Genomic DNA, 25,848 nt, shown 5'->3' with positions numbered 1-25,848 from the left:
CCTATTTCCGCATGGTCGAAGGTTGCAGGACGATCGGAAAAAGATCCGGCTCCGAAACATCGATCGCGAACTCCTCGGCGCGCACACGCGGGTCGATCGCACTCGCCGGCTCGCTGTCGCGCCAAGAGAAACAGCAGGCCGTGCAGCGATGGATTGTCCAAATCGTTTTCTCGCCATCGACGCCGCGGAAATCAGGGATCGAAGCGTCGGAGCCACATCGCGGGCAATGGGGTGCAGTCATAGCGTCTCGCCTCGTTGCATCGCCTGGATCCGTTTGCCGAGGTCATCGATAGTCTGGCCGGTGGGCGGGGTGACCAGATGTGCCTCGCCCACCGGATCGGGCGGGAGATAGCTTGTTGCGTCGATAATCAGATGGTGCCCCTTCCCCGGCGTCACGGCAGCGGGGTCGATCGGGACCATCGCCATGTTCGGCAGGACGATGATGTCCTCCGCGCGCGTCCGGGTCGACAGGGCCCACATGACCTGGTTGAGATCGAAGGGATCGATATCGCCATCGACCATGATCAGATTTTTCAGATACATGAGGCCATGGGGCGTACCAAGCGCGCGGAGCGCCACGGATTTTGCGAAGCCCGCCATCCGGTTCTTGACCGCGATGATCGCTGTCAGTCCGTGCTGGTACAGCGCATTCACCGCGGTGACTTCGGGAAAGGTCTGGCGCAACTGTGCATAGATGGGCGCCGACGTATGAAGACCGATCAACGTGTCGTGCTCCGTCCAGCCACGACCGATGTAGATATTCTCGAATATAGGGTTCTTTCGGTGCGAGACGGCGGTCACCTTGAAGACAGGGGCGCGTCGCACGCCGCTGTAGGATCCTGGGAATTCACCGAACGGCCCTTCGAAGACGCGCTCACCAAGCTGGAGCTCGGCTTCGATGACGATCTCGCTATCCGCGAGGATGTCGATACCGTTGCCGGAATTCGTCAGCCGGATCGGCGCTCCCATCATCGCCGAGGCATAAGCATATTCGGACTCGTCGTAGCCGATTGGTGTTGCTGCGAACAACGCGACGCCGGGATGGTTGCCGAGCATGACGGCGATCTTGAGCGGCAGGCCTTCGCGTTCCGCTGCGAGGATCTGGCGTCCCATGTCATGCGACGGGATCGTCATCAGGCTGAAGCGATCGGGACCCTGGATCTGAAGCCTGTAGATGCCGACATTCTGCTTGCCGAAATTTTCCGGATCCAACGGATCGCGCGAAGCCACCGACGCCTTGGCCAAATAGAAACCCCCGTCAAACTCGTTGATGCGATACACGGGCAGCAGGTCGTAGAGATTGATATTCTCCTCGTGCCGGCACTCATGGACAGGCGCCTGCCCCTCGGAAACGCGGCTGATCTGGGCAGAGGCATCGCCCCAGCGCCCGGCTATGTCGAAGAACATATCCCGGATTGTGGTGCCTTTTGGCTGACCCAGGAGCAGCGCGATATTATCCCAAGAGCCGTGCACCCCGACAACCGTGCGTTTCCCGGGGTAGCCCGCTATATTGTCGAACAGGATCGCAGGAGCATGGTTGACATCGCGCGAGGCGGCCACGGCAATGTTGCGCAGGTCGGGCTCGGGCATGATCCGGTCCGTCCAGGTAATGGCCTGCCCATATTCTTCGAGGAGCTCCAGAAAATCGCGCAGCGATCCGACGCCTCTTGCGCGATCGGCGAGGTTGGCGCGAATGGATGACTTTCCTTGAGACATCAGTGTGCTCCCCCAACGGCCGCGTCGGTCTGGATGCTCACCCATTTCCACTCGGTCATGATTTCAAGATCGGCCTCGGTGCCCTCGCGGCCAAATCCGGAAGCCTTGGAACCGCCGAACGGCACGTGAGGCTCGTCGTGCAACGTGGGCGCGTTGACATGGACCATCCCGGACTCGATTTCGCGAGCGAACCGAAGCGCCTTGTCGATGTCGCGCGTGAAGATCGCGGCGCTCAGGCCATATTCGGTGTCGTTGGCAAGCCGGAGGGCTTCATCGAGGTCATCGAACGGATAGAGCGACGTGACCGGCCCGAAGGTTTCCTGGGCCGCTACCTCCATCCCGGGCTGGACACCGGAGAGGATGGTCGCATGGCACACATGGCCCGTCCATTCGCCCCCGGCGAGTATTTCGGCTCCCTTGCCGCGGGCGTCATCGATATGCTGCCGCACGCGCGCGCGCTGACGCCCGGAAATGATAGGACCCAGCATCGTTGCGGGATCGCGCAGATCGCCGGATGAGAGTTTCGCAGCTGCAGCAGCGAAAGCCTTGGAGAACCGGTCGAAGATCGGACGTTCGACATAGATACGCGACGCCCCCATGCACACCTGGCCCTGATACATGAAGATGCTGAAGATCGCGGCCGCCACGGCCTTTTCGATGTCGGCGTCGGCGCAGACGACGAGAGGACTCTTCCCGCCGAGTTCGAGGGTATATTTCTTGAAGCCTTCAGCTGCGATGCGCGCGATATGCCGCCCGACCCGGGACGAGCCCGTGAAGGTGATCGCGCGAACCTTGGGATGGCCAGTAAGCGCATCGCCGATTTTGGCGCCGTCCCCATATACAATGTTGAACAGGCCTTCGGGCACGCCTGCTTCCTCCCAGAGGCGCGCGAGTTGATCGGCCACGCGCGGTGCCGCTTCCGACGGAAGCAGGACGAAGGCATTGCCCGTCGCGAGCGCCATGGCCGACTGCTTGATCCCCTTGATCAGCGGGACGTTGAACGGCGTAATGCCGGCAACGACTCCGACCGGTTCGCGAAAACTCATGCTGACGCGGCCGGGCGCATCGGATGGAATAGTCTCGCCGCGAATGCGCCGGGGAACGCCTGCGGCCGCGCGCAAGAAGCTCGTGGCGAACCGGGTCTCGAAACCGGCCTTTGCGATCGGCGAGCCGATTTCATCAACGAGCGTGTCGGCAAATTGCGATGCGTCACGCTCCATGAGAGCCGAAGCCTTTATCATCCATCCCTCGCGCGCGGCTGCGGAAAGGTCGCGGTTCCGGCGATAGGCCGTGTCGGCCGCCTCAACTGCTCGATCGACGTCGGCCGGAGTCCCGGCAGCCGCCCGGGAATAGAGACTGTCGTCAATCGGGTTCAGGCTTTCGAAATAAGCGCCGTCGCCAGGGGCAACCGGTGACCCGCCGATCCAGTGGTCAAGCCCCCTCACTTCGTCCTTACGCATCATGAATCTCCTGGGAGCGTGGGTCGCGTGGCATCAGGGACGCGCCGACTTCGGCCATATGCCCTGCTTTCCGGGCGAAAGAATGCCGTTGGGATCGAGAGCGTCCTTCAGGCGGTGATGGAGATCCCAAAGCGCCCCGTCGTTGTAACGATAGGTTCCAGCAATCTGGTCCATGAAGGCGAGATGAGTACGATATTCGCCGAACCCCGCCGCCGCGGCCTCATCCACCAGGAGACTGAAGAGATCGTGGGCGCTCTTGCGCATCGTTTCATCGGCCCGATTGTACATGATCATCAAAATGTGATGCATGTCCCGCCAGCCGACCAGAAACTCCCCGATGTAGTCGAAGCCGAATTCGTGGCAGCGTTTCTTGATCAGATTATATTGAGCCAAGGCTTCCGCCCCGTCGGGCGCGGAAATCGGGGAAAAGTTGACGTGTCCCCCTCCGCCGATCCAGTTCATGATGCTGAACTCGGTCATATTGGGTTCGCCGCGCATGAGCTTAACGCGATAATCCCACGCAGGATCATTCTCGCGCGCGAAGTGGAACTTGGCGCCCGGAATGTTGCTGAATGCCTCCTCGATCAATTTCCAATTATTCTCGATCATGGGCGGTGGTCCGTAGAGGGCGCCGTAATAATTCCACATCCCGAGATTGAGGTCCGCGGCGATCTTCGTCCGGATCGACGGCGGGAGCGGCCCCTTGCCGTCATAATAATGTCGCCGCGTGGTCTTCGCCGAGGCCTCCCACAATAGGTCGACCGCGACCGCTGCGTTAGGGATCACCTGATTCACCTTGAGCGGGCGCGTGATCTCGAAAATCTGCTCGAGATCCTCTTCGCGTGGAAAGGTGATCATGAACGGCTTGTAACCGGGCGGCTCCGGCATCAGCCAGATGCCGAGTTTGGTGACGACGCCGAAATTCGACTGGGTGAACATGCCATCGAACTGCGGTCCGAGCCCATGTTTGCTGATCTGCCAATGCTTGCTGTTAGAGATGCCTCCCTGGCCCGTGCGAACGACCTGGCCATCGGCAAGCACAACTTCCATCCCGCATTGCATAATGAAGTGATCGCCATAGGGCGTGTAGCCGGCGCCATGCTCGAGCGCGTTCCCCATGACGCCGCCCCAGGCGGGCGCTGCCGGATCGATCCACAATTTGCTGCCGATCCGCTGCAGGTGGCGATAAAGCTGCATGTAGGAAACGCCCGGCTCGACCAGCGCATATCCATATTTTTCGTTGACTTCGATGATCCGGTTCATCCGTTTCAGATCGAGGACAAGATATCCGGATTTGCGGGGTGCCGGCCCGCCATATGCGAAGTTCCGTCCAGTCCCGATGGTCCAGATCGGCAATCGGAAGCTGTTGGCGATGGCAAGGATCCGCTGCACCTGTTCGACGCTTTCCGGAGCGACGGCGGCAGAAGGAAGCAGAGTGCCATCGGCAAGCGGCGAATACCGGCGAGACGAAACGTCTTGAAATCCCCCCGTTCCGGGATCTCGCTCTCATGGCAAACCGGATGCCACTCCTCGCCATGAAAAATGCGCTGCAGTTCGGTGTCGTAAACGTCCTTGCGTACAAAAACTTCCTTCGGAATCTCATTGAAATTGTGAGGCCAGTCCAAATCTAGCTTCGTCATGGGATTGCCTCCAATGATAATGGCGTGGATTGCTCGCGTTCCAGCTCGCGTCCCAGATCGGCCCACATCGTGCCGGATTTGCGCGCCCCGGCCAGAAACGGCTCGGGTACGAGATGATAGGGCGGCCGAACTGGTCCCGCTTTCATCCACCCTGCAGCGTCCATTCGGGCCTTCTCGAGGCCGATGTTATACGTTGAAAATTCCTTGAAGCTCCCATTCGGGAACAGGGGCGCGGCGGTGGGGCCCAAGCGGCAGCGGCGAATTGCTAGCAGACCAGCCGAGCGTCAGGTTCAACAATCTCAGCTCATCGATCACTTCCGAGATTTCGATCCGCGCCTCGTCGACCGCGCGCGCGACCAATGGCGATCCCAGCGTCGGCCTGTATCGCAACGGTGCCTATATCGCCGGTGGTCCCGTGGGCGGGCGAAACTTCACCCGCCTCGATCTCCTCGATATCGGCCGGGTCGAGGTGCTGCGGGGGACACAGGGCGCACTCTATGGCCGCAACGCGGTCGGCGGCGCGATCAATATCATTTCGGCCGAGCCCGAATTCGATCTCTCAGGCTGGGCGAGTGCGCGCTACGGCTTCGAGAATAACAGCTTCCACCAGCGCGAACAGATCAGCAAGATTGGCGGGCAGGTCTGCGGTAAATGCCGCATTGGGTGCGAGAGTCAGGATGGCGAGCGCGCCTGCGCTGTCTATCCTTCCCAGGTTTCCGAAGTCGCTTGAGAAGGAGAGGTTCGAGGGACTCAGAACATGCCCGGAAAGGCCTGCGATCGAAATCGCTGTCCAGTCACCTTCAACGACCAACGTTGAAATGCCATCTCCTTCGCGAACGAAGATGTTCGGTGCTGTGCGCGCATTCATCGCAGCAAGTCTCCAACCGGTGTCGGGAGAGCGGATCGCCCGTGGCAACTTCCTCTCCCATAGCCCGTCGTCGAGCGGATCATGCCAGCAAGCGGGACCACTGACCCCACACATTTAACCATGCCGATCCACACATCGCGCCTTGCCTCAATGACATTATGTAGACGTCAGCGTAGCGTTATATCAGGTCGCTTGCAAGGAGTATGCTGCGCACAAATCGGCCGACAGATCGTTTGAATAAGCACAGGATACTCTTGCTAAGGTTAGATAAAATTGTCAGGTGAAATCCCTATGAGATTCTTTCTGAACCGATATCGCACCTTGGAGTTTATATTAACAACACTCGTAGGTGACATTAAATCTTTGCTTGCATTTGCCATCCCAGGCCGAGTGATTTTTGCAGGGCGATCCATGACAGCGTGAGCGCCGCCTTTCCCCGGACGAGGTCGGTTGCCGCCTGCTCCTGTTTGCGAAGCGTGCGATTTAGGTCAGCGCGCGAGATCACTCCGCCGGCAAATCGTTGTCGATCAAGATCGGCTGCGCCATCTGCCTGGGACTTGATCTGCGCGAACGCCACCAGGGCAGAGCGCTGCTGGCCAAAGCGCGACAACGCGCGCTCGGCGTCCTGAAGTGCAGAAAGCACTGTCTGTCGATAGTTGGCAACCGCCTCGGCACGGGCGGCGCTCGCCTGATCGACCGAGGCATCGACCCTTCCGAAATCGAGGAAGTTCCACTGCAGCTGCGGAATAGCGAGAATTGACGGGTTGCTCACATCAAAGAGATCGTCTGGCGACGTTCCGCCAAGTCCCAAGATTCCCATGAATGACAGCTTCGGAAATCGTGCGGCCTCCGCAACACCGATCCGAGCCGTTGCTGCCGCCAGGCTGCGTTCGGCCGCGCGGATGTCGGGCCGACGTGCGACAAGGTTTGAGGGGTCGCCCACCGCGACCTGTTCCGGCGGGAGGGGAACATCGAAGATCTGTTTCAGCGCTTCGTCCGTTGTCCCTGGGATCTGCCCAGCTAAAATGGCAAGCGCATCGAGCAATACCGCCGTGTCAGCTTCGGCCTCGGCGAGCTGAGACTTGAGCAACTCGAGCTCGGCATTTGCATTGCCGAGAGGGAACAGGGGCAAAACGCCTTGCTGATACCGTTGATAGGTTAGCGAGAGGATTTGATGCTGCAACTCGCACTCGGTTCGGTACGCTTTGGCTCGAAACTGGGCCTCGCGCAGGTTGACATAGGCATTGGCGACTTCGGCGGTCAGCTGGACCTTGGCATCCTCCACATTGGCAACCGCTGCCGCTGCCTGAGCGTTGCCGGCCTCGATCCGTCGCTGCGTTCCTCCTGCGAAATCCAGCTCCCAGTTAGCGTTGAGCCCGAGATTGTAGACACTGAGGCTATCATCCGCCTGTCCCTGCGGACTAACAGGCGCGCTCGCCGAAGGCGGGGCACTGTTCTGAATATCAAGGCCCGGCAAGCGGCCCTGAATAGCCGTCGCCTGGGTTCCAAGCGTCGGAAATCTTCCGGCCTTCTCCTGTCTCACGGATGCCCGCGCCTGCGCGATCCGCGCTTGCGCAGCCTGAAGCGAAGGATTGTCCGATAACGCGGCCTCGATAAGCCTGTTCAATTCCGGATCGTTCAAAAGGAGCCACCAATCTGCCAGCTCGGGCTCGGCATCGCTGACGTTACCGCCGGCACGGACAAAGCCGTCATTTCGGTTCGCCGAGAATACTTCTGGAGGCCCGGCGTAGTCTGGGCCCGCGACACAACCGGCCAGCAGAAACGAGGCGAGAAGCGATATTACAGATTTTTTTATCATATCAGGCTCAGTGCATCGAAAGGGAAACATTCCTGGGAAGCGGCTTCAAAAAGATGACCAAAGGAACGGTCATCAAGGTTAGGACGCCCATCGCCAAGAACACATCATTGTAGGTCATTACGAACGCGTCCCGCTGGATGGTCCGGCCTAGCATCGACATGGCACCCTCCATCCCGCCGAAGCTTTTCGCGAGTTCATCAAGATAAATCTGGAGCGAAACACTGTTGGCATTCAGCGTTTCTTCCATGCGCCGGCTATGGTGCCAGATCCGCTGGTCCTGAAACGAAGCCAGTCCGGCCAAAGCGAAAGATCCTCCGAGATTTCGAGCGGCGTTAAAAATACCGGAGGCATCGCCAGCATCTGTATTTGCCACTGAGGCTACGGTAGCCTGGTTCAGGAACATCATGGACAGAATCATGCCAACACCCCGAATAAGCTGGCTTTCGATGAATACGGCGCCCCCGGATTCCGCGGTGAGGCTTATGCTGACGAAACAGCTGGCCGCCATCAGAAGCATTGCGACTCCGACGGCAATGCGGATGTGGAGCCTACGGATCATTAAGGGCAGGATCGGCATAAGCACAAAGGCCGGAATACCCATCCAAAATATAACGAGCCCGGTTTGAAAAGCGTTATAATCCGATATGATCGCAAGAAATTGGGGAATGACGTAGGTCGAACCATACATCACCATTCCCAAGGCGAGAGCCATCACCGCAACGCTTCCGAATTGGCGATTGAGAAGGAGGCGGAGTTTCAGGACGGGCTTGGACGCATTCAGCTGCCCGTAGATCAGTGAAGCGAAACCGATGACGGCAATGAGGGCCAGCCAGCGAATAAGAGCGGATTCAAACCATTCCTCGCGATGCCCCTCCTCAAGCAACACAGTCAAAGCGCCCAACCCCAGAATCAGGCCGGCAATGCCCGCCCAATCAGCATCGGTCAGATACTCCCACTTCGGCTCTTCGTGAGGAAGCCCGACGAATAGCAGCAGCAGCAGCACAGCGCAGATTGGAACATTGACAAAGAAGGCATAGTGCCAGCTCAAATTTTCGGTCAGCCAGCCACCGATCAGCGGCCCCATGACCGGACCCAGAATCACTGTCATGCCGAACAGCGCCATGCCGATCGGCTGTTGATGGGGCGGCAATCTTTTCGCCACGATGGTCATCGCAGTCGGTATCAGCGCACCACCCATGAAACCCTGACCCGTGCGACCGATGATCATGGTCGTGAGGTCGGTCGCCATACCGCAAAGAATTGAAAAGCCGGTGAACGCGGAAACCGCAATGATGAGCAGATTTCGCAGTCCAAAAAGGCGTTCAAGCCAGGCGCTAAGCGGAATTACCACGATTTCGGCTACGAGAAATGCGGTGGCAATCCAGGTTCCCTCGGTGCCGCTGGCTCCGATTTCGCCCTGGATCACCGGAAGCGCGGAATTGACGATAGAGATATCGAGTGTTGCGAGCATGGCGCCAAGTGCGCCCGCTGCGACCGCTATCCACGCGGTGATATCGGCATTCCGCCTGTCTGCAGTCGGAGTACCAGAGGCGCTGTTCGATGCCAACTCGGCGGTCATTTGTCGGTACTCGAGATCTCTTTCAGCTCTCCGGCAGCATTTCGCGTGTCGACAACTGCCACAACCGACATGCCCGGGACGAGCAGACGACGCACTTTGGGCGAGGCTATTATCGCGATACGAACCGTTATCCGCTGAACAATCTTGGTGAAATTCCCTGTGGCGTTTTCGGGCGGCAGGATTGAAAATTCTGCTCCGGTTCCGGGGGAGATGCTCTCAACGCGTCCGGCAATCTCAAAGTCGGGAAGTGCGTCGACCTCGAGCTTGACCGGTTGCCCCGCCCGCAAAAGGCCGACCTGCGTCTCCTTGAAATTAGCGATGACGTAGATTTCGTTTACCGGAACCACCGTCATCAATCGCTGGCCGGGCTGAACGAATTGGCCGACCCTTACTGTTAGATCGCCAACGCGACCTCCCTTGCTGGCTCGCAGCAGGGTCGATGTGACATCTAGGTCGGCCGCTTCCAGCTGCGCGCGGGCCGCGTCAGCTTGGGCTTCGGTCTGGTCGATCTGTTTGAACAAGGTGGCCCTCCGACCGTTGGCGGCAGAGACTGCTGCCTGGGCAGCAACAAAGTCGGCGTGCGCTTGCTGCGCCTGTGTCTCATATTGTTGAAGCTTTTCTCGCGGCTCCGCACCGGTCGCGGCGAGGGGGCGATACCTCGCTACCTGCTCATTGGCGAGGTCGAGCGCCGCGCGCTTGGCGGCGAGTTGGGCCCGCGCCTGTCGAATCGCTGAGTCCTGTTCGGTTACTTGCGAGCGGATTGTGTCGGCGCCGGCCAGCGTCGCCGCAATCTGCGCACGCGCCTGTTGCGCCTGGGCTCTATAATCTCGCACATCCAGTTGCACGAGCGCCTCGCCGGGACTGACCCACCCGTTCTCAGAGACGAGCACCGCGTCCACGTATCCGGCCACTTTTGATGAAACCACAACGCTGTCGGCCGCGACATAGGCGTTGTCGGTCGACTGCATGTACTGCCCATAGGTGACATGCCTGTAATACCACCAACCACCTGCAATCAGCGCAGCAGTGATGGCTATGATGAGGATGAGGCGAAATTTGGGTTGCGATTTCAGGCTGGATGCGGGCGCGCGATCCTGTTCCCGCTCATTTGGTTCGTCGGTCATCTGCCTCTTTCGAAGGATTTTGGACATGTGCTAAGTCGCTTCATGGCGTGGCGTAGACCGTTCCATCCAGTTAGTAAAATCGTTTAGTAATTTGCGTTTTGGCATTCCCACGAAACGGACTAGGCAGCGGTATGAACGCAAATCTCGACACAATGCCGCCACGGCTTCGCGAAGGCGCCCTCACCGACGACGACCGTATGCTATATTTGATGGACGAGATTAGTCGGGGGGCGAGGCGCGCTTATGACGCACGGATTGCCAAGAGCGGCCTCAATCAGACGCAGTGGCGCATCATCGGACAACTTCTCCGCGAACCATCGTTGACGCAGGCCGGAATTGCCAAGCGACTAGAGTTGGAATCCGCCACGATCGGTCAAGCCGTCGCTGGCCTTTGTGAGAAAGGATTGATGGAAAGGCGACGAGCCAAAACGGACGGCCGGGCATGGCAGCTCATCCTGACCCAGGAGCTCGACAGGTTGTTGCCCCAACTGAGAGAATCCGCGGACGGGCTGCATAGGGTCTTATGGCGGAACGCCACGCGCGACGAAAAACGGACGTTGCTGGACATTCTTGTGCGGATTGCGTCGAATCTCGATCAGAGCCGGACCGATGCGGAATAGGACATATGCCTGGGTTCCGAGATAAACCGATAGGAGACATCGCACGCGCCGCCGAGATAGGACAGATTCTTGTCCGGCACGGCGCCAAAAGCCTGGCGGGCGCGCTCGGCGTCATTCCGCATCCTGCCAATTCAATCGATCCAGGTGAATTGCGGCCGGCGGCGGTCGTCGCACTCCTGCGCGACATTGGTCCGGTCGGAATAAAGCTTGGACAGCTGCTGGCGACGCGCAGCGATCTGTTTTCCAGGTCCTGGATTGCTGCCTTCGCGACGCTCCACGATCAGGTTTCTCCGGTGCCATTCGAAGAAATCGAGCCCATCCTTGCCGCAAGCTGGGGAGCTGACTGGCGAGGGGAATTCACCCAATTCGATGAACAACCACTGGCTTCGGCTTCGGTAGCGCAGACCTACTCTGCTTCGCTGCTCGACGGCGCCGGCGTTATCATAAAGGTGCGGCGTCCGGGCACTGCTGCGCGAATGGAGGCCGATGTGCGGCTGCTGTCGCGCCTCGCCGCCGTTGCCGAGGATCGATCCCCTGAAATCGCCCGCTATCGCCCCGTAGAGTTCCTGCGAACCTTTGGCAGAAATCTTGCCTGGGAAATGGATCTGGCAGCCGAAGCTCGTGCATGCGAGCGTATCGGTGGCTATCTTGACACGCTTGGGATCAAGACTCCAACAATTCATTGGGAACTGACGGGGATACGGGTCAACGTCCAGGAGCGGCTGTATGGAACGCCCGCGTCTGCGCTCGAGGCCGGCTCGACCGACCCACGCGTGGCGGCGTTCGCGAGACAATATGCGAATGCAGTCCTGCGCATGATCATTCTGAATGGCGAATTCCATGGCGATCCGCATCCGGGCAATGTTTTCCTTATCGGGGAACAGGATGTGGGCTTTATCGACTTTGGATCGGTCGGCACTCTCACGAAGGCGAGACGCGAGGAGCTGGTGCGACTTGTCATGGCTATAGCCGACGAGGACACAGCCGACGTCGCGAACGTGTTGCTCGAATGGGCCGGAAATCCAAAAGTTGACCGTGATGGGCTCACCCAGAATTTGGACCAGCTGATAGGTGAATTCAGAGGAACCGTCCTTTCGGGGATTGAGTTCTCGCATATTTTCAGCCGCGTGTTCGATCTCCTGCGAGACTATCAGCTCGCACTTCCGCCTGATCTGGCGATCCTTCTTCGAACATTGCTCACGGCGGAGGGGTTTGCGCGTTCCTTTGCGCCTGGTTATAATATTGGGGAGGAAACACGCCCCATCATGTTGGAGCTGTTCGCGGAAAGATTCTCTCTCGGCCGAAATCAGCCCAATCTAAAAAAAGTTCGCCGAAAACTCCTCGCCTTGGCGGCGGTCATGCCCGACCTTCTCGATAACGCCGCCGTGATCGCCAAGTCCGGGTACGTGCCTGTCCAGATCGATCCGGCCAGTTTTGAACGGCTTGCAGCCATTCGCCGCGCGAGCCAGCCTGTCAAAGGTCCTGTGGCGGCCGCACTTATCGTCTCCGCGGCGCTGCTTGCGAATCAGTCCTGGGTGCTTGCAAGTGTTGCACTGGCTCTTGCCGGGTTGGTTCTTCTGCGCAAATGGCGATAAGATCGTTGCTCAGCCTGAACGGGCCAGCGTCCAATATCAGGCCAATTCAAACTGGAGTTTATGATGACCCTGCAGAAGCCAGTCAATCCGGTCCCCGCAGCCACCATGCTGTTGCTTCGCGACGAGCCGGAGTTCCAGGTGCTGATGGTCAAGCGGCATCACCAGATCGATTTTGCATCCGGCGCGCTGGTCTTTCCGGGTGGAAAGCCTTCTGCTGCCGATGAAGCGCCTGAATGGGCCGATTATTGCAGGGGTTGGAAAACGCTAGATCCTACGCAGCGCACCCTCCGGATTGCCGCGATTCGTGAAGCCTTTGAGGAAGCAGGCATCCTGCTGGCCGATCATCGCGACGGTAGCGAGTTCGAGGATATTTGCGATCTTGAAAGCCGCAAAGCCGTCGAGCGAGGCGAGCGCGAATTTTTCGACATTGTGCGTGAGGCCGATGTGCAACTGCGCCTTGATCGCCTGAGCGAGTTCGCGCGGTGGATCACGCCCAGCTTTATGCAAAAGCGCTTCGACACTCATTTCTTCGTCGTTCGCGCCCCAGAGCGCCAGATCGCAGCATGTGATGGATATGAAACCGTTGATGCGGAATGGCTTTCGCCAAGCAAAGCCCTGAAACTGGGTGTCAGCGGTGAACGAACGATCATCTTTCCTACGAGATTGAACCTGCAACTGCTAGCCGAAGCTGCGAGCGCAGACGATTGCGTCGCGCGGGCCAAGGCTCGCGAAATCGTGCCGGTCCTTCCAGAAGTCATCCAGCGAGACGGCACGAACATCCTCACTATTCCCGCCAACGCGGGATACGGCGCAGCGTATGAAATTTTAAGTTGAAAGGCACTGTTGGCACGCCCCCCTCGACTCGCGGGCGCACGAGAGCTAGGTCAGCACAGATCCGCCATTTGATGCTGGGACCTCTGAAAGGTAGCGAGTACCTCCTGGTTGAGCTCTACTCGCGATTTCAGACAGTCGAGCGTCGTGTGAAACACGCGTCACGCAGGCATGTCAGTATTGCTGCTCGGGAACATGCAGAATCAGACCTTCCACCAAGGGCTCGATGGGAATCTGGCAAGCGAGGCGACTATATTCGTTCGCCCCTTCCGCAAACTGCAGGAGGTCTGCCTCCGCACCGCCTTCGGCCAAGCGGCCGACCTTGTCGATCCAGGCCGGATCCACAAACACATGGCAGGTTGCACAAGCGCACACCCCGCCGCAATCACCGTCGATGCCCGGCACATCGTTGAACAGCGCCGCTTCGCGCGCTGTCTCACCTTCGGCTATGTCGACTGCCCTCCGCGTTCCATCGCTGGAAACGAACGTCACTTTGACCATATCAAGCTCCGCTTTTTTTGAATCAGCCAATCAGCGGGCGTGGAGCCTCACCGGCAGTTTCGTAATCCCTCGCACTAGGTTCGAGAACAGGCGCTCGGGTTCACCGGTCACTTCGATCTTCGCGAACCGCTTGTGGATCTCTTCCCAGATGATCCGTAGTTGCAGTTCTGCGAGCCGGTTGCCCATACAGCGATGAATGCCATAGCCGAAAGACAGATGATGCCGTGGGTTCTTACGGTCTATGATGAACTCGTCCGCCCTGTCGATGACCGTCTCGTCGCGGTTACCCGACAGGTACCACATCACAACCTTGTCGCCTTTTCTGATCTTCTTGCCGCCGATCTCCCAATCTTGCAGCGCCGTGCGGCGCATATGGGTCAGCGGTGTCTGCCAGCGGATGATCTCTGGCACCATGCTAGTGATGAGCCCAGGATCGTTATTCAATTTCAAATACGCGTCCGGGTTCTGGTTCAGTGCCAGGACACCACCGCTGATCGAGTTGCGCGTGGTGTCATTGCCGCCCACGATAAGCAGCAAGAGGTTGCCCAGAAACTCCAGGAAGGGCATGTCCCGTGTCGCCGGAGAATGCGCCATCATGGAGATCAGGTCATTCTTCGGCTCCGCATTGATGCGCTGCTCCCACAGACCCTTGAAATACATTGCGCATTCGATCAGCTCTGCGCGCCGCGCCTCATAGGATGCGACGATCCCAGTTTCAGGGGCGGCCGTTGTGACGTCGGACCAGCGCGTGAGCTTGCGGCGTTCCTCCCACGGGAAGTCGAACAGGGTCGCAAGGGTCATTGTGGTCAATTCGACCGCCACCTTATCAACCCAATCAATATCTTCGCCGACCGGCAAGTCGTCGAGGATTTGGCATGCTCGTTCGCGGATAGTTGGCTCAAGCAGCAGCAAGTTGGACGGCGCGACCGCACCAGTAACGGCCTTTCGTTGCTGGTTGTGCTTTGGTGGGTCCATCGCGATGAACATTTCAAGTTCAAGCGCGCTTTTCGCCGAGTGCATGTCCTCGATGGCGATACCGCCGAGCTTCGCCTCTGACGAAAATACCTTATGGTTGGTGTCCACGGCCATGATGTCGTCGAACTTTGTAATCGACCAATATGGTCCGACATAGCTTTCGCGGCAGTAGTGGACCGGCTCCTCTCGGCGAAGCCGCTCGAAGAACAGGCCGACCGTGTCTTTCTGGAAAAGGCTCGGACGCGCAACATCAATCTCGTCGATCGGGATGAAAGCGACCTTTTCGCGGATATTCGGCTCCACCATGTCGGTATCCATGTCGCGCCCTTCGTCGATAACAGCACAATTGCCCTACTTGAAATCGTAAATCCCTTCTGAGGCTCAGTCAATAATGCTTATAAGGTTTTATCATTTTTTTGCATCTGAAACATTTTTATCTCACGACCATGGACATAAACGGAACTTAAATCTTATAAGGCTTCGTGACAGGGGTGAGGCAGAGTGATGTTGCTGAAAGTCGAAAACGCGAAGAAAGCTAAGCGCGCACTCTCGCTTGCCCAGCACATCGTTCGCGATATCGAGGCAGGTGCACACGCCCCGGGCGACAGGTTGCCGCGTGAGGAAGAAATGCTTGCGCGATATGATGTCGCGCGAGCGACCTTGCGCGAAGCGCTCCGCTTCCTTGAGCTCCAGGGCGTTATCCATCTTCAGCTGGGCCGTAGCGGCGGTCCGGTGGTTGCGCGTCCGCAGACCGGCGACTTTGCAAACAGTCTCTCGCTAATTCTGCATTTCATGGACGCCGACCTCAGAGGCCTGCTCGAACTACGTGAAGCGATCGCCGCGGATGTTGCCGCCTACGCCGCCCAGCGCGCGACTACCGGCGACCTGAGCGCACTCGCCGATTGCCTCAAAGAGCTGGAACGAAATGAAGCCGGAGGCCAGTTCGAGGAACTGAACCGTCGTTTTCATGACCTTCTCGGCTGGGCCAGCGGCAATCCATTGTTCGGGCTATTAACGTCGACGCTGCATTTAATTACGCGCGAATTCTCTCACTCACTTGGCTATTCGGCGCAGGAGCGAGCGGTCCAATTGCGATTCCTCCGCCGTGTCCTCGAAGCAGTACGCACCGGGGATTCCGAAGCGGCGCGTCAGGCCATGGCCCGGCTCGTCTCGGGATCCGCGTCCTATCTGGCAGAGCGAAGCCCCGAGCTTGTATCCCAGCGTGTCAGGTGGGGGCAGATTTAGAAAATTGCGTCTGATCGGGCGCGGAACGGAGAGGGTAGGATAATGGCGCTGAAGAGCCCTGTTTGCAAAATTCTCGGGATCGAATATCCGATTCTTCTGGCTGGAATGGGCGGGGCGAGCGTGCCTGCACTCGCTGCCGCGGTGTCGAACGCAGGCGGACTTGGTGTTCTCGGCGCTGCCGCATGCTCGCCCGACCAGTTACGTAGCTGGATCAGGCAAACCCGCGAGATGACCGACATGCCTTTTGGGGTCGATACCTTGCTGCCGGCGTCTGTCAGGCGCGGTTCGGCGCCGGAGAGCGGAGGTGTAGCAGAAAACCCCCTGGCTTTGCTCGGCGAATATCAGGAGTTCACCCGCGAATTCATGGAGCGCGAGCATTTGCCCGCAGTGGACGCCGCCACGGCGATGCGCGCGGCGGGCGCCCCGGACATGGGCAAGGGCGGACTGCAGCTGTTCTCGCGGGAGTTCTTCGAAGCGCAGATGGAAGTAATCATCGAAGAAAAAGTGCCGGTCTATGCCGCAGGCCTTGGCAATCCCGAACCGTGGATGGAACGCCTTCATGCCAATGGCACCAAGGTCATGGCGGTGATCGGAAAGGTCAAGCACGCCCTGCAGGTAGTGGAATCGGGTATCGACCTGATCGTCGCGCAGGGTCACGACGGCGGCGGCCACAACTCTCCTGTCGGAACCTTCTCGCTGATTCCGCAAGTGGTTGATGCAGTCGGCGATCGTGTTCCCGTAATCGGTGCGGGAGGAATAGCCGATGGTCGCGGAGTCGCCGCAGCGATGATGCTCGGCGCCCAGGGGGCGTGGATCGGATCGGCGTTCCTCGCAACCGACGAAGCAGGTATCGAACAATTTCAGAAAGAAGCCATCACCGAAAGCGGCGATGCCGATACGGTGGTCAGCCGATCGCTAACGGGCAAGCCTGCCCGGATGATTCGGAACAAATGGGCCGATGCTTGGGTGGCGGCCGGCAAAGAGCCGCTTCCGATGCCTTATCAGTCGATGGTTTCGGGGCCTGTCATGGCTTCTGGCATCAAGGCCGCACGCAAGGACATCATGCCCGGCTTCGCAGGCCAGGGGATTGGTCTGATCGATGCGATCCGCCCAGCGGCAGTCGTGATGCGCGACCTTATAGAGGGCGCGGAGAGAGCATTGGCCGGCGCCGGAACTCATTTCTGACCGGCGAGCGAGACAGGGACGCGGCATGAATCTTTCATCCACCCTTTCCTTTGCCGACAAGGCAGCAATCACCGGGGTCGGCCAGACCGATTTCGTCAAGGGCACCGAGCGGACTGCAGTGGAAATGATGCTCACCGCCTCGCGCCGGGCCATCGCGGATGCTGGACTGAAACCCTCCGATATCGACGGCATGGTGCCGCCGCCAATCTATACGACGTCGGAGGAGATGGCCGCCAATCTGGGCATTGATGTGCTGCGCTATGCGGCAACCGTGCACATGGGCGGCGCCAGCCCGACAACGGCACTACAGAATGCCGCCATGGCGATCGCCTGTGGTCTATGCGATCATGTGCTCGTGACACTGGGCTGGAACGGCTATTCCGCTCTCAGACCTAAGCCGGGCGCCCCGCCCACCCGGCCGATGAACATGAACACCCTGACCAATACGATCCAAGGCTACTACAGCCCCTACGGCGTATTGTTGCCGGTGCAGATGTACGCCTGGCTGGCGACCCGTCACTCGAAGCTCTACGGCGTTGGCGAAGATGCGATGGCGGCCGTGGCGCTCGCCTGCCGCCGTCATGCGCAATTGAATCCACGCGCCTTTACCTATGGCCGCGAACTCGACGCGGAAACCTATTATTCGGCGCGCTGGATATCTGAGCCGTTTCGCCTCTACGATTGCTGCCTCGAGACCGATGGCGCCTGTGCTGTCGTCCTCTCGCGCATGGACCGTGCCAAAGACATGCCGCATGTGCCCGTCAGCATCGCCGGCGCGGCCGAAGGCCATCCCTATCCCGCCGACGACATCCCTTCCCGCCCCGACCCCTTCAAGATCGGCCTCAGCGATGCCGCCCCGCGCGCATTCGATATGGCGGGCGTCACGCGCGACGACATGGACTTCCTCCAGATCTACGATTGTTTCACCTATATCGTTCTGCTGCAGCTCGAATCGCTCGGATATTGCGAGCCTGGCGCGCAGGCCGAATTTGTCGCCAATGGCCAGATCGAGCTGGGCGGGCGCTTACCGATCAACACCCATGGCGGCTTGCTTAGCGAGGCGCATGTCTGGGGTCTCAACCATGTTGTGGAAGCAGTACGACAGCTGCGCCATGACTGCGGCGAGCGTCAAGTGATCGGAGCCCAGACCGGCCTTGTGACAGGCTGGGGAGACCTTGGCGATGGCAGCATCGCGATCCTCAGGAGGTTTGCATGAGCGACGAGCATGATGTGCCTCCCAAGGCGCGGCCCTCCGCGCAGGCAACGCCGGCCAAGCCGCAGCCGCGGCCGCAGGACCCGATCGAACAGGAGTTCTGGAGGCTGTGCCAGGACGGTCAACTCTATTTCCAGCGTTGCGGAAGTTGCGGCATCTTTCGCCACCTGCCTCGCTACATGTGTGCACGATGCGGCTCGCCAGACTATTCCTGGGAACCCAGCAGCGGCAAGGGCACGCTTTTTTCCTGGACCGTGACCCATCAGGCGCTGCACCCCGCTTTTGCCGCCGACGTCCCGTTCGTGGCTGCCGTGGTGGAACTTGAGGAAGGCGTGCGCATGGCCACGCGCCTCGTGGATTGCGAGCGTGACATCCTCGCACTCGATCTGCCGGTCGAACTCGATTTCGAAATGATCGGGGGGGACTTTCGCCTTCCTGTTTTTCGTCCGCGTGAAGGGTAGAGACGACATGGATCTCGACTACGGCCCCCAATATGACGCCTTCCGCGCGGAGATCCGCGCCTTCATCAATGCGCACAGACATTTGGCGCCACCCTCCGCCACCCGGTTCTCCCGGCCCTCAGCCGAAGCTATCCGATGGCAAAAGCTATTGATCGAGCACGGCTATACGGCGCGCACGATACCGGCCGAATATGGCGGCTACGGAGCGGCGCCGGATATACTCAAATCGCGCATTATCGCGGAAGAGTTTTCGCGAGCTCGGCTTCCGAGCGGCTTGGCGAACCAGGGCATCTCAATGCTCGTCCCGACTTTGCTCGAGTTGGGCACCGATGAACAGAAGCGGCGGTGGATCGCAGCAACGCTGACGGGCGAAGTCGTGTGGTGCCAAGGATATTCCGAACCCGGTGCGGGATCGGACCTCGCCAACCTCAAGACCAGCGCGCGCATCGAAAATGGAGAATTCGTTATAAATGGCCAGAAAATCTGGACCAGCACCGCGAAGCAAGCCGACATGATCTTTTGCCTTGTGAGGACCGAACTCGAGGCCTCGAAGCATAGCGGTATCTCTTATCTGATTTTCTCGATGGACATACCGGGGATCGAGGTACGCCCCTTGAAGACGATGACCGGTCACGCCGAGTTCAACGAGACATTCTTTACTAATGTGCGGGTTCCGGTGGACCAGATCGTCGGCCAGCGAGGACAGGGCTGGTTCGTCGCGAACGCAACGCTTGGCCACGAGCGCGGAATGCTGGGCGATCCCGACGCACTCGAGAACCGGCTGCAGGCATTGATTGGCCTGATGCAGCAGGAATCCATCGGCGAAGGTCGGGCGATCGACAATGCGGTCCTGCGCGACCGGCTGGTGGCGCTCCAGGCCGAAGTGACGGCGATGAAATGTAATGGAATGCGCATTCTATCGAACAGCCTCAAGGGCGAGCCTGGCGGCATGGCGAAGCTGATCGTCAAACTGCAGAGTTGCGAGGTCGCGCATCAGATCTCTGCGCTGGCGATCGACGCGATGGGCGAGATGGGCATTTTGTATCACCGCAGCCCGCGGGAACGAGACGGAGGGGCTTGGCAATGGAACTATATGTTCCAACTCGGCCTCATAATAGGTGGCGGCACCGCGCAGATCCAGAAGAACATCATCGCCGAACGTGGCCTAGAGATGCCGCGCGAGCCGAAGCTGGCGCGGATTTCCGACGAAGCGAAGGGAGCGGCAGGCATGCAGACCGACAGGCAGGGAGCGGCGTGATGGACTTCGGCCTTTCGCAGGATCAGCAGATACTGCGCGACGCAGTTGCGCGGTGTCTTGCCGATACCTCCCCGCTTGAGCATGTCCGCGAATGTGCCGGGCGCGACAACCCGTTAAGTGACACTATTTTCGGAGCCCTCCACGATCTGGCGGTCCCAGCCATGCTTGTCCCCGAAGAGCATGGTGGCCTAGGCATGACCCTTCTCGACGCTGCGGTCGTGGCGGAACAACTCGCCTATGCGGTCACACCAGCGCCATTTCTAGCCAGCGTAGTTCTCGCCCCGATCGCGCTGAGCGAGGCAGGAACTAACAAGCAAAAGTGCCAATGGCTTCCGAAGATCGCGCGTGGCGAGGCCCGTATCGGAGTCGCGATTTCCGCGACGGTCCAGGCGCGCGACGGCGCGGGAGTTCAATTCGTCGAAGGGAAGCTTAGCGGCACCGCCCTGTTCTGCCTCGATTTCGAAGGCGCGGACGCGTATCTCGTAGCGGACGCCGGTGGCAGGCTGCACCTCGTCCCAGCCCTAGCATCGGGACTCAAGGCGACCCGCCTCACCACCATCGATCGCACGCGCAGCGTGGGAGAATTGTCCTTTGCGGCTGTCGAGACCGATCCGCTTGCCGACGACGGCGGCACAGCATCGGCTCGGCTGCGCGATGCTGGCCGCGTGATCCTTGCCGCCGACAGCTTAGGCGCAGGGCAGGCCATGATTGAAAAGGCGGTCGATTATGCTGGTCAGCGAGAGCAGTTCGGCCGCCCTATCGGCAGCTTCCAGGCGGTAAAGCACATGTGCGCCGAAATGGCCGCACGCCATGAACCGTGCCGCGCGCTGGTCTGGTACGCCGCCCATGTCTTCGATGCGCTGCCGGAGGATGCATCTCTCGCGGCTTGCCATGCGAAATCCCTCACGGGCGACGTCCACCGATTTGTCGCCCGCACCGCCACTGAAGTGCATGGCGGGATGGGGTTCACCGATCTGCTCGGCCTGCACTACTGGTTCAAACGGATCGGCTTCGATCGGCAGGTCTTGGGTGGCCCCGAAGCGGTGCGAGCCGAGGCAGCGGCTCTGCAGGGTTGGACGAGAGCAGCCTGATAGTAACGGGAGTCATGCGCCCCGATGCTGCGGCCCCGTCCAGAGAGGAGAATCAATGTGATCGACTGGAATCTCGGGGATATTCTCGACGCGATCGAGCCCTTCATGCCCGAAGATGCGCCGGCTCTGATACATGGAGACCGGATCGTCACCTGGCCCGAGATGTCGGCGCGCTCGAACAATATCGCCCGCGGGTTGCGCCAACGCGGCATCCGCGATGGCGCGAAGGTCGCCTTCTATATGCGCAACCGACCCGAATATGGCGAGTTGATGGCGGCCTGCTTCAAGGGGCGTTTGACGCATGTGAACATCAATTACCGTTATCGGGCCGAAGAGGTGTTTTATATCTTCGACGATTCCGACAGCGAGGTCATCGTTTACAGTTCGGAATTCCGCGACACTATCGTCGAACTCAACGACCGGCTTAGGAAGGTTCGCACCTTCGTCGAAATTGGCGAGCTGTCTTCAATCGCGCCCTTTGCGATCCACTATGAGACTCTCGCGCAAGAGGGGGACGGATCGGCGCTCGGCATCACACGCTCGCCCGCCGATCTGCTTTTCATCTATACGGGTGGTACGACCGGAATGCCCAAGGGCGTGATGTGGCGTCATGATGACATGCGCAAGGCCCAACTCGACGCACAGAAGTTGCTCGGCCCCGTTCCAGAGACACTCGAAGAAAATGTCGCGCTGATCGCCCGCGAAGGCCCGGGCAGGCGCACGCTTTCCTCTTGCCCGCTGATGCACGGAACGGGCTTTATCACTGCGATCGGCACGCTGATGTCTGGCGGCGCGATAGTTACGTTGGAGGCATGGTCTTTCGATGCCGAGGAACTGTGGGATACGGTGGAAAGGCACAAGGTGGAAGGTATAGCGATCGTGGGCGACGCCTTTGCCAAGCCAATGCTTTCCGCGCTCGACGACCACCCTGGCCGCTGGGATACCAGCAGCCTCGTTACAATCCTCTCTTCCGGTGTGATGTGGAGCAAGGAGGTCAAGTCCGGCCTGTGCCGGCATATTCCGCAAATCGTACTGATGGACAGTTTTGGCGCATCCGAAGGCCTCGGCTTCGGCCTTGCCGTCACCACTGCGGAGGGCGGCACGAACACCGCGAAATTTGGGATCGGCGAGTTCTGCGATGTTTTCGACGAAACCGACCAGAAAGTCGAACCGGGGAGCGGCGTGCCGGGATTTATCGCCCGGAAGGGTGCGATCCCCATAGGCTATTACAAGGACCCCGAGAAATCCGCGAAGACGTTTCGCACGATCGATGGGGTGCGCTATTCCATTCCGGGCGACTGGTGTCGGGTAGAAGCCGATGGCAGCCTGACCTTGCTCGGCCGCGGAAGCGTCTGCATCAACACGGCGGGAGAGAAAGTTTATCCCGAGGAGGTCGAGGAAGTGCTCAAGACCCATCCCGCCATCGGGGACGCGCTGGTCGTAGGCGTGCCGGATGATAAATGGGGCCAAGCCGTAACCGCGATCGTCCACCTCAACGACCACGCCCAGTTCGACGAACAAGCGGTCAAAACCCATGTGCGCGCACATTTGGCGGGATACAAAACTCCCAAGACCATAATTCCGACAGACATCCCCATGCGAGCCTCGAACGGCAAGGCCGATTATGCAACGGCAAAAGCGATTGCCGAACGATCGAATGTCGCGACGTGAGATCGACTGGCTCTCCCGATTACGATGCCGTGATCGTCGGTGCAGGCTTCAGCGGCATCTATCTGCTGCACAAATTGCGTGACGCCGGGTTCAAGGTGCTGCTGGTAGATGCGGCCGCCCAGCCCGGCGGCATTTGGTACTGGAATTGCTATCCCGGTGCCCGCGTGGACTCGCAGGTACCGCTCTATGAGTTTTCGATACCCGAGGTTTGGAAATCATGGGCCTGGAGCGAGCGCTTTCCCGGATGGAAGGAGCTCAGAGCCTATTTCCGGCATGTTTGCGATACGCTGGGCCTTTGGCCGCTTATGCGGATGGGATCGAGGGTCCAAAGCGCAAGGTTCGATGAAGAGGGACGACGGTGGCGCCTGCAGCTTGAGGGCGGGGAAGGAATATCGACACACTTCCTTCTGCCCGCTTTGGGATTCGCATCGAAGCCGTATATTCCCGATATGCGAGGAATCGCGGCGTTCGAAGGCGATTGGTGTCACACGGCGCGATGGCCGCAACAGGGTATCGATCTTTCGGGCCGCCGGATCGCCGTCATCGGCACTGGTGCGAGCGGAGTGCAGATCGCGCAGGAGGCCGCCAAATGCGCAGAAAAGCTGACCTTGTTTCAGAGGACTCCTATTCTGGGCCTGCCCATGCGCCAGGAACGGCTTACCGAAGACATTCAGCAGCGTGATAAGCAGGGCTATCCCGCCATTTTTGTTCGGCGCAAGCGAACGAACGGGGGATTCGAATGCCAGTCGCTTGACATCTCCGCGCTCGATGTAGACGCCACGACGCGCAACAACCATTTCGAGACCCTGTGGCGGCAGGGCGGCCTCAAATTCTGGTACAACAACTTTGCCGACATACTGACCAATCGCGAAGCGAACCGCTACGCCTATGAGTTCTGGCGCAAAAAGGTTCTCGCGCGGATTATCGACCCCGTTCTGGCCGAGAAACTTGCGCCTGCGGAGCCGCCGCATCCTTTCGGCACGAAAAGACCCTCGCTCGAACAGGGATATTATGAAATTTTCGAGCAGGATAATGTCGCGCTGGTCGATCTGAAGGCAAACGCGATCATCCGTATCGAGCCCCAGGCCATCAAGATGGAAGACGGTGAGGTCGAATGCGATCTGATCATTTTTGCGACCGGCTTCGATGCCGGGCGTGGCGGGTTGATCGACATGAACATCACCGGGAGGGAGGGGCTTCCCCTTTGGCAGGCGTGGGAAGACGGTGTGCGCGCCTATCTCGGCATGGCGGTGTCGGGTTTTCCCAACATGTTGTTCGCTTATGGTCCTCTCAGCCCGTCGGGTTTCGCCAATGGCCCGACAAGCGCGGAAATACAGGGCGACTGGATTTGCGATTTCATGGTCTGGTTGCGTAGGAGGGACATCGATCTTTTCGAGGGCAAACCGGCTGCCGAAACTGGCTGGACTGAAATGGTTGCCGCGGCTGGCGCGATGACGCTCTTTCCCGAGGCGGCCTCATGGTACATGGGCGCGAATATTCCGGGAAAGAAGCGCCAGCTCATCAATTTTCCGAGCGTGTCTGGCTATGCCGCGCTCTGCGACGAAGAGGCGGCCGGCAGCTATGCTGGCTTCGCTTTCGAAAAACTCACACGCAAGGACGGCCCAACAATATGAACGAGGCGGTAAAGATTGAAGATTGCCCCGAGGACATCGACGCTCTCTGGGCGGGCGATGGTTCGCATCTGCCCGAATGGTTCGTTTCCGCTCTCAGGGTGCCGCGCGAGGAAGGCTATGTAGAGATCGAGGGTGCCAAAGCGCATTACTTTCGCTGGGGCGACCGGGCGAAACCCAAGGTACTGATGACGCACGGTTTTCTCTCGCATGCCCGCTGCTTTTCCTTCATCGCGCCGTTTCTGGCCGAAGATTATGATGTGGTGGCCTTCGATCTTGCCGGCATGGGCGACAGCGAAATGCGAGGGCACGCCGACCCCTTGGCCAGGGGGCGCGAGTTCGGCGAAATTGCCGAAGCGCTTGGACTGTTTGCGGATGGCCACAAGCCCACGATCATTGCCCACAGTTTCGGTTCTGGCGCAGCGTTGACGGCCGTCACCCAATCGCCCGATACCTTCTCCGGCATTGTGGTTTGCGACCTGATGGTCATGCGACCTGCGCTCTTGCAAGCGTATTGGAATCTCCGCCGCGCCAGCCCCGGATCCGGCGACCCGGACAAAGCCAAAAGTCGCTATCCCAGCTACGACGCGGCGCGCAGTCGATACGTCCTTTCCCCACCCCAGCCTGTCGGTGAGCCATTTCTTTTGGACTATATGGCCTTTCATTCTCTGCGGCGTGACGGGGAGGGTTGGACGTGGAAATTCTCTCCCGAAGTGTTCCGGAGGAGCAACCGGCCCGACGAGTGGCTCACCATCGGCGAGCGCCTAGTGAACGCGCCGGGCCGCAAGGCTATCGTTCACGGCGAGGAGAGCCAGCTCTTCAACCGGGATTCCGTGGCATATGTTCGTGAACTGGGGGGAGGAGCCATTCCGATCATTGCCGTGCCTCAAGCCCGCCACCATCTGATGCTCGACCAGCCGCTGGCCTTTGTCACCGCGTTGAGGAGCCTTCTCCGGCTTTGGGAAGCGCCGACTTGAGCAACGTCTAGCGCGATTTTATGGTTGCATGCGACCGTAATGGCGATGCGAGAATTGCCGATCCAACATTTAGTTAAACGATGAGGCCTCTTTTGCACAGCAAGACATAAATACTAAGGCCGAGGCAGAAATAACCAAGCAGAGTTCATATGTTCTGTTTAGATCTTCTTCTCTTGCCTGTGTTGCTTGGCGCCACAAAGAAATCTATCGTGGCACAGTTGGTCGATATGCCTTCCGAGGCAAACAGCAAGGCAAGGTCATGGAGCCACAAAAGGCTGTCCAGCTTCGGCGGGACATGCGCTCGGGATCGGGCGTGCCGTACCGCAGCCGCATCCAAAAGTCGTCGGCGCGCGCTCGACCGTGCCAAGGCTGAAGCGCTGACAGCAAG

General features: G+C 59.4%; 23 protein-coding genes and 1 pseudogene. 13 read left to right on the top strand and 11 right to left on the bottom strand.

Annotation, left to right across the window (positions count from 1 at the left end; genetic code table 11):
* Position 1: 1 nt before the first annotated feature.
* The 6 genes and pseudogenes from ATE64_RS17580 to ATE64_RS22405 all read right to left on the bottom strand — a co-directional run.
* On the bottom strand, positions 2 to 241 hold the full coding sequence (locus ATE64_RS17580; RefSeq protein ID WP_037557656.1) for a non-oxidative hydroxyarylic acid decarboxylases subunit D: 240 nt from the start codon (positions 239 to 241) through the stop codon (positions 2 to 4).
* Positions 238 to 1,761, bottom strand: a complete 1,524-nt coding sequence (locus ATE64_RS17575) for a non-oxidative hydroxyarylic acid decarboxylases subunit C (protein ID WP_231729163.1) — start codon at positions 1,759 to 1,761, stop codon at positions 238 to 240. The genes ATE64_RS17580 and ATE64_RS17575 overlap by 4 nt, the downstream gene beginning before the upstream one ends.
* Entirely contained in the window at positions 1,716 to 3,179 is a 1,464-nt protein-coding gene (locus ATE64_RS17570) for an aldehyde dehydrogenase family protein (protein ID WP_231729162.1), read from the bottom strand. The genes ATE64_RS17575 and ATE64_RS17570 overlap by 46 nt, the downstream gene beginning before the upstream one ends.
* A gap of 30 nt (positions 3,180 to 3,209) precedes the next feature.
* Positions 3,210 to 4,550 (bottom strand): FAD-linked oxidase C-terminal domain-containing protein, encoded by a 1,341-nt coding sequence (locus ATE64_RS17565; RefSeq protein WP_231729245.1) that lies wholly within the window; start codon positions 4,548 to 4,550, stop codon positions 3,210 to 3,212.
* Positions 4,445 to 4,816, bottom strand: coding sequence for a hypothetical protein (locus ATE64_RS22270; RefSeq protein WP_231729246.1), 372 nt, complete (start codon positions 4,814 to 4,816; stop codon positions 4,445 to 4,447). Before ATE64_RS22270 ends, ATE64_RS17565 begins: the two co-directional genes overlap by 106 nt.
* Positions 4,813 to 5,067 (bottom strand): annotated as a pseudogene (locus ATE64_RS22405) (hypothetical protein); the annotation flags it as partial. The pseudogene ATE64_RS22405 and the gene ATE64_RS22270, both read right to left, overlap by 4 nt.
* A gap of 11 nt (positions 5,068 to 5,078) precedes the next feature.
* Between ATE64_RS22405 and ATE64_RS17560 the strand changes: the two are divergent.
* Complete coding sequence (locus ATE64_RS17560) at positions 5,079 to 5,546, top strand: TonB-dependent receptor plug domain-containing protein (protein ID WP_058456270.1); 468 nt, start codon at positions 5,079 to 5,081, stop codon at positions 5,544 to 5,546.
* Between the two features lie 493 nt (positions 5,547 to 6,039).
* On the opposite strand, the gene ATE64_RS17555 is transcribed toward ATE64_RS17560, so the two are convergent.
* Genes ATE64_RS17555 through ATE64_RS17545 form a run of 3 tightly spaced genes read right to left on the bottom strand, consistent with a single transcriptional unit; the run spans position 6,040 to position 10,206 of the window.
* Complete coding sequence (locus tag ATE64_RS17555; RefSeq protein WP_037557608.1) at positions 6,040 to 7,503, bottom strand: efflux transporter outer membrane subunit; 1,464 nt, start codon at positions 7,501 to 7,503, stop codon at positions 6,040 to 6,042.
* Positions 7,504 to 7,510: 7 nt separating this feature from the next.
* Positions 7,511 to 9,082: an MDR family MFS transporter gene (locus tag ATE64_RS17550; protein WP_137752007.1), complete on the bottom strand. Its 1,572-nt coding sequence runs from the start codon at positions 9,080 to 9,082 to the stop codon at positions 7,511 to 7,513.
* Entirely contained in the window at positions 9,079 to 10,206 is a 1,128-nt protein-coding gene (locus ATE64_RS17545; protein ID WP_037557697.1) for an HlyD family secretion protein, read from the bottom strand. Before ATE64_RS17545 ends, ATE64_RS17550 begins: the two co-directional genes overlap by 4 nt.
* 131 nt (positions 10,207 to 10,337) lie before the next feature.
* Here ATE64_RS17545 and ATE64_RS17540 point away from each other — a divergent pair, with 131 nt between their 5' ends.
* From ATE64_RS17540 to ATE64_RS21310, 3 genes are read left to right on the top strand one after another with little or no spacing between them, the layout of a single operon-like run.
* Positions 10,338 to 10,826 carry a MarR family transcriptional regulator gene (locus ATE64_RS17540; RefSeq protein WP_052182484.1) on the top strand — a complete coding sequence of 163 codons (489 nt, stop codon included), beginning with the start codon at positions 10,338 to 10,340 and terminating at the stop codon, positions 10,824 to 10,826.
* Positions 10,827 to 10,831: 5 nt separating this feature from the next.
* Positions 10,832 to 12,421 carry an AarF/UbiB family protein gene (locus ATE64_RS17535; RefSeq protein ID WP_037557607.1) on the top strand — a complete coding sequence of 530 codons (1,590 nt, stop codon included), beginning with the start codon at positions 10,832 to 10,834 and terminating at the stop codon, positions 12,419 to 12,421.
* Between the two features lie 60 nt (positions 12,422 to 12,481).
* Positions 12,482 to 13,255, top strand: a complete 774-nt coding sequence (locus ATE64_RS21310) for an NUDIX domain-containing protein (RefSeq protein ID WP_197410089.1) — start codon at positions 12,482 to 12,484, stop codon at positions 13,253 to 13,255.
* A 171-nt stretch (positions 13,256 to 13,426) separates the two neighbouring features.
* Here the strand turns inward: ATE64_RS21310 and ATE64_RS21305 are convergent, their stop codons facing one another.
* Positions 13,427 to 13,753 carry a 2Fe-2S iron-sulfur cluster-binding protein gene (locus tag ATE64_RS21305; RefSeq protein ID WP_081933243.1) on the bottom strand — a complete coding sequence of 109 codons (327 nt, stop codon included), beginning with the start codon at positions 13,751 to 13,753 and terminating at the stop codon, positions 13,427 to 13,429.
* A 30-nt stretch (positions 13,754 to 13,783) separates the two neighbouring features.
* Entirely contained in the window at positions 13,784 to 15,046 is a 1,263-nt protein-coding gene (locus ATE64_RS17520; protein WP_037557605.1) for a cytochrome P450, read from the bottom strand.
* Between the two features lie 186 nt (positions 15,047 to 15,232).
* Here ATE64_RS17520 and ATE64_RS17515 point away from each other — a divergent pair, with 186 nt between their 5' ends.
* From ATE64_RS17515 to ATE64_RS17475, 9 genes are read left to right on the top strand one after another with little or no spacing between them, the layout of a single operon-like run.
* Positions 15,233 to 15,973, top strand: a complete 741-nt coding sequence (locus ATE64_RS17515; protein ID WP_037557604.1) for an FCD domain-containing protein — start codon at positions 15,233 to 15,235, stop codon at positions 15,971 to 15,973.
* Positions 15,974 to 16,015: 42 nt separating this feature from the next.
* On the top strand, positions 16,016 to 17,158 hold the full coding sequence (locus ATE64_RS17510) for a nitronate monooxygenase (RefSeq protein WP_037557602.1): 1,143 nt from the start codon (positions 16,016 to 16,018) through the stop codon (positions 17,156 to 17,158).
* Positions 17,159 to 17,183: 25 nt separating this feature from the next.
* On the top strand, positions 17,184 to 18,374 hold the full coding sequence (locus ATE64_RS17505) for a transporter (protein ID WP_037557601.1): 1,191 nt from the start codon (positions 17,184 to 17,186) through the stop codon (positions 18,372 to 18,374).
* Entirely contained in the window at positions 18,371 to 18,832 is a 462-nt protein-coding gene (locus ATE64_RS17500; RefSeq protein WP_037557599.1) for an OB-fold domain-containing protein, read from the top strand. The genes ATE64_RS17505 and ATE64_RS17500 overlap by 4 nt, the downstream gene beginning before the upstream one ends.
* A gap of 7 nt (positions 18,833 to 18,839) precedes the next feature.
* The gene (locus tag ATE64_RS17495; protein ID WP_037557597.1) at positions 18,840 to 20,090 is read left to right on the top strand and encodes an acyl-CoA dehydrogenase family protein; all 1,251 of its coding nucleotides are present in this window, start codon (positions 18,840 to 18,842) and stop codon (positions 20,088 to 20,090) included.
* Positions 20,090 to 21,181 (top strand): acyl-CoA dehydrogenase family protein, encoded by a 1,092-nt coding sequence (locus ATE64_RS17490; RefSeq protein ID WP_037557595.1) that lies wholly within the window; start codon positions 20,090 to 20,092, stop codon positions 21,179 to 21,181. The genes ATE64_RS17495 and ATE64_RS17490 overlap by 1 nt, the downstream gene beginning before the upstream one ends.
* Before the next feature lie 24 nt (positions 21,182 to 21,205).
* Positions 21,206 to 22,852, top strand: a complete 1,647-nt coding sequence (locus ATE64_RS17485; RefSeq protein WP_209023547.1) for an acyl-CoA synthetase — start codon at positions 21,206 to 21,208, stop codon at positions 22,850 to 22,852.
* Positions 22,849 to 24,486 carry an NAD(P)/FAD-dependent oxidoreductase gene (locus tag ATE64_RS17480; RefSeq protein WP_052182483.1) on the top strand — a complete coding sequence of 546 codons (1,638 nt, stop codon included), beginning with the start codon at positions 22,849 to 22,851 and terminating at the stop codon, positions 24,484 to 24,486. Before ATE64_RS17485 ends, ATE64_RS17480 begins: the two co-directional genes overlap by 4 nt.
* Complete coding sequence (locus ATE64_RS17475; RefSeq protein ID WP_037557592.1) at positions 24,483 to 25,460, top strand: alpha/beta hydrolase; 978 nt, start codon at positions 24,483 to 24,485, stop codon at positions 25,458 to 25,460. Before ATE64_RS17480 ends, ATE64_RS17475 begins: the two co-directional genes overlap by 4 nt.
* The last annotated feature ends 388 nt before the right edge of the window (positions 25,461 to 25,848 follow it).

The sequence above is a fragment of the Sphingopyxis sp. H073 genome (assembly GCF_001468395.1).
In the GTDB taxonomy this organism is placed as follows: domain Bacteria; phylum Pseudomonadota; class Alphaproteobacteria; order Sphingomonadales; family Sphingomonadaceae; genus Sphingopyxis.
This window is presented reverse-complemented; position numbering and strand designations above follow the sequence as displayed.

Coding starts and splice junctions, on each gene's coding strand:
- ATE64_RS17475 (WP_037557592.1), top strand. CDS start 24,483: ATGAACGAGGCGGTAAAGATTGAAGATTGCCCCGAGGACATCGACGCT.
- ATE64_RS17490 (WP_037557595.1), top strand. CDS start 20,090: ATGGACTTCGGCCTTTCGCAGGATCAGCAGATACTGCGCGACGCAGTT.
- ATE64_RS21305 (WP_081933243.1), bottom strand. CDS start 13,753: ATGGTCAAAGTGACGTTCGTTTCCAGCGATGGAACGCGGAGGGCAGTC.
- ATE64_RS17570 (WP_231729162.1), bottom strand. CDS start 3,179: ATGATGCGTAAGGACGAAGTGAGGGGGCTTGACCACTGGATCGGCGGG.
- ATE64_RS17550 (WP_137752007.1), bottom strand. CDS start 9,082: ATGACCGCCGAGTTGGCATCGAACAGCGCCTCTGGTACTCCGACTGCA.
- ATE64_RS17495 (WP_037557597.1), top strand. CDS start 18,840: ATGGATCTCGACTACGGCCCCCAATATGACGCCTTCCGCGCGGAGATC.
- ATE64_RS17580 (WP_037557656.1), bottom strand. CDS start 241: ATGACTGCACCCCATTGCCCGCGATGTGGCTCCGACGCTTCGATCCCT.
- ATE64_RS17500 (WP_037557599.1), top strand. CDS start 18,371: ATGAGCGACGAGCATGATGTGCCTCCCAAGGCGCGGCCCTCCGCGCAG.
- ATE64_RS17515 (WP_037557604.1), top strand. CDS start 15,233: ATGTTGCTGAAAGTCGAAAACGCGAAGAAAGCTAAGCGCGCACTCTCG.
- ATE64_RS17520 (WP_037557605.1), bottom strand. CDS start 15,046: ATGGATACCGACATGGTGGAGCCGAATATCCGCGAAAAGGTCGCTTTC.
- ATE64_RS17535 (WP_037557607.1), top strand. CDS start 10,832: ATGCCTGGGTTCCGAGATAAACCGATAGGAGACATCGCACGCGCCGCC.
- ATE64_RS17510 (WP_037557602.1), top strand. CDS start 16,016: ATGGCGCTGAAGAGCCCTGTTTGCAAAATTCTCGGGATCGAATATCCG.
- ATE64_RS21310 (WP_197410089.1), top strand. CDS start 12,482: ATGATGACCCTGCAGAAGCCAGTCAATCCGGTCCCCGCAGCCACCATG.
- ATE64_RS17545 (WP_037557697.1), bottom strand. CDS start 10,206: ATGACCGACGAACCAAATGAGCGGGAACAGGATCGCGCGCCCGCATCC.
- ATE64_RS17485 (WP_209023547.1), top strand. CDS start 21,206: ATGCTGCGGCCCCGTCCAGAGAGGAGAATCAATGTGATCGACTGGAAT.
- ATE64_RS17540 (WP_052182484.1), top strand. CDS start 10,338: ATGAACGCAAATCTCGACACAATGCCGCCACGGCTTCGCGAAGGCGCC.
- ATE64_RS17555 (WP_037557608.1), bottom strand. CDS start 7,503: ATGATAAAAAAATCTGTAATATCGCTTCTCGCCTCGTTTCTGCTGGCC.
- ATE64_RS17575 (WP_231729163.1), bottom strand. CDS start 1,761: ATGGGTGAGCATCCAGACCGACGCGGCCGTTGGGGGAGCACACTGATG.
- ATE64_RS22270 (WP_231729246.1), bottom strand. CDS start 4,816: ATGACGAAGCTAGATTTGGACTGGCCTCACAATTTCAATGAGATTCCG.
- ATE64_RS17505 (WP_037557601.1), top strand. CDS start 17,184: ATGAATCTTTCATCCACCCTTTCCTTTGCCGACAAGGCAGCAATCACC.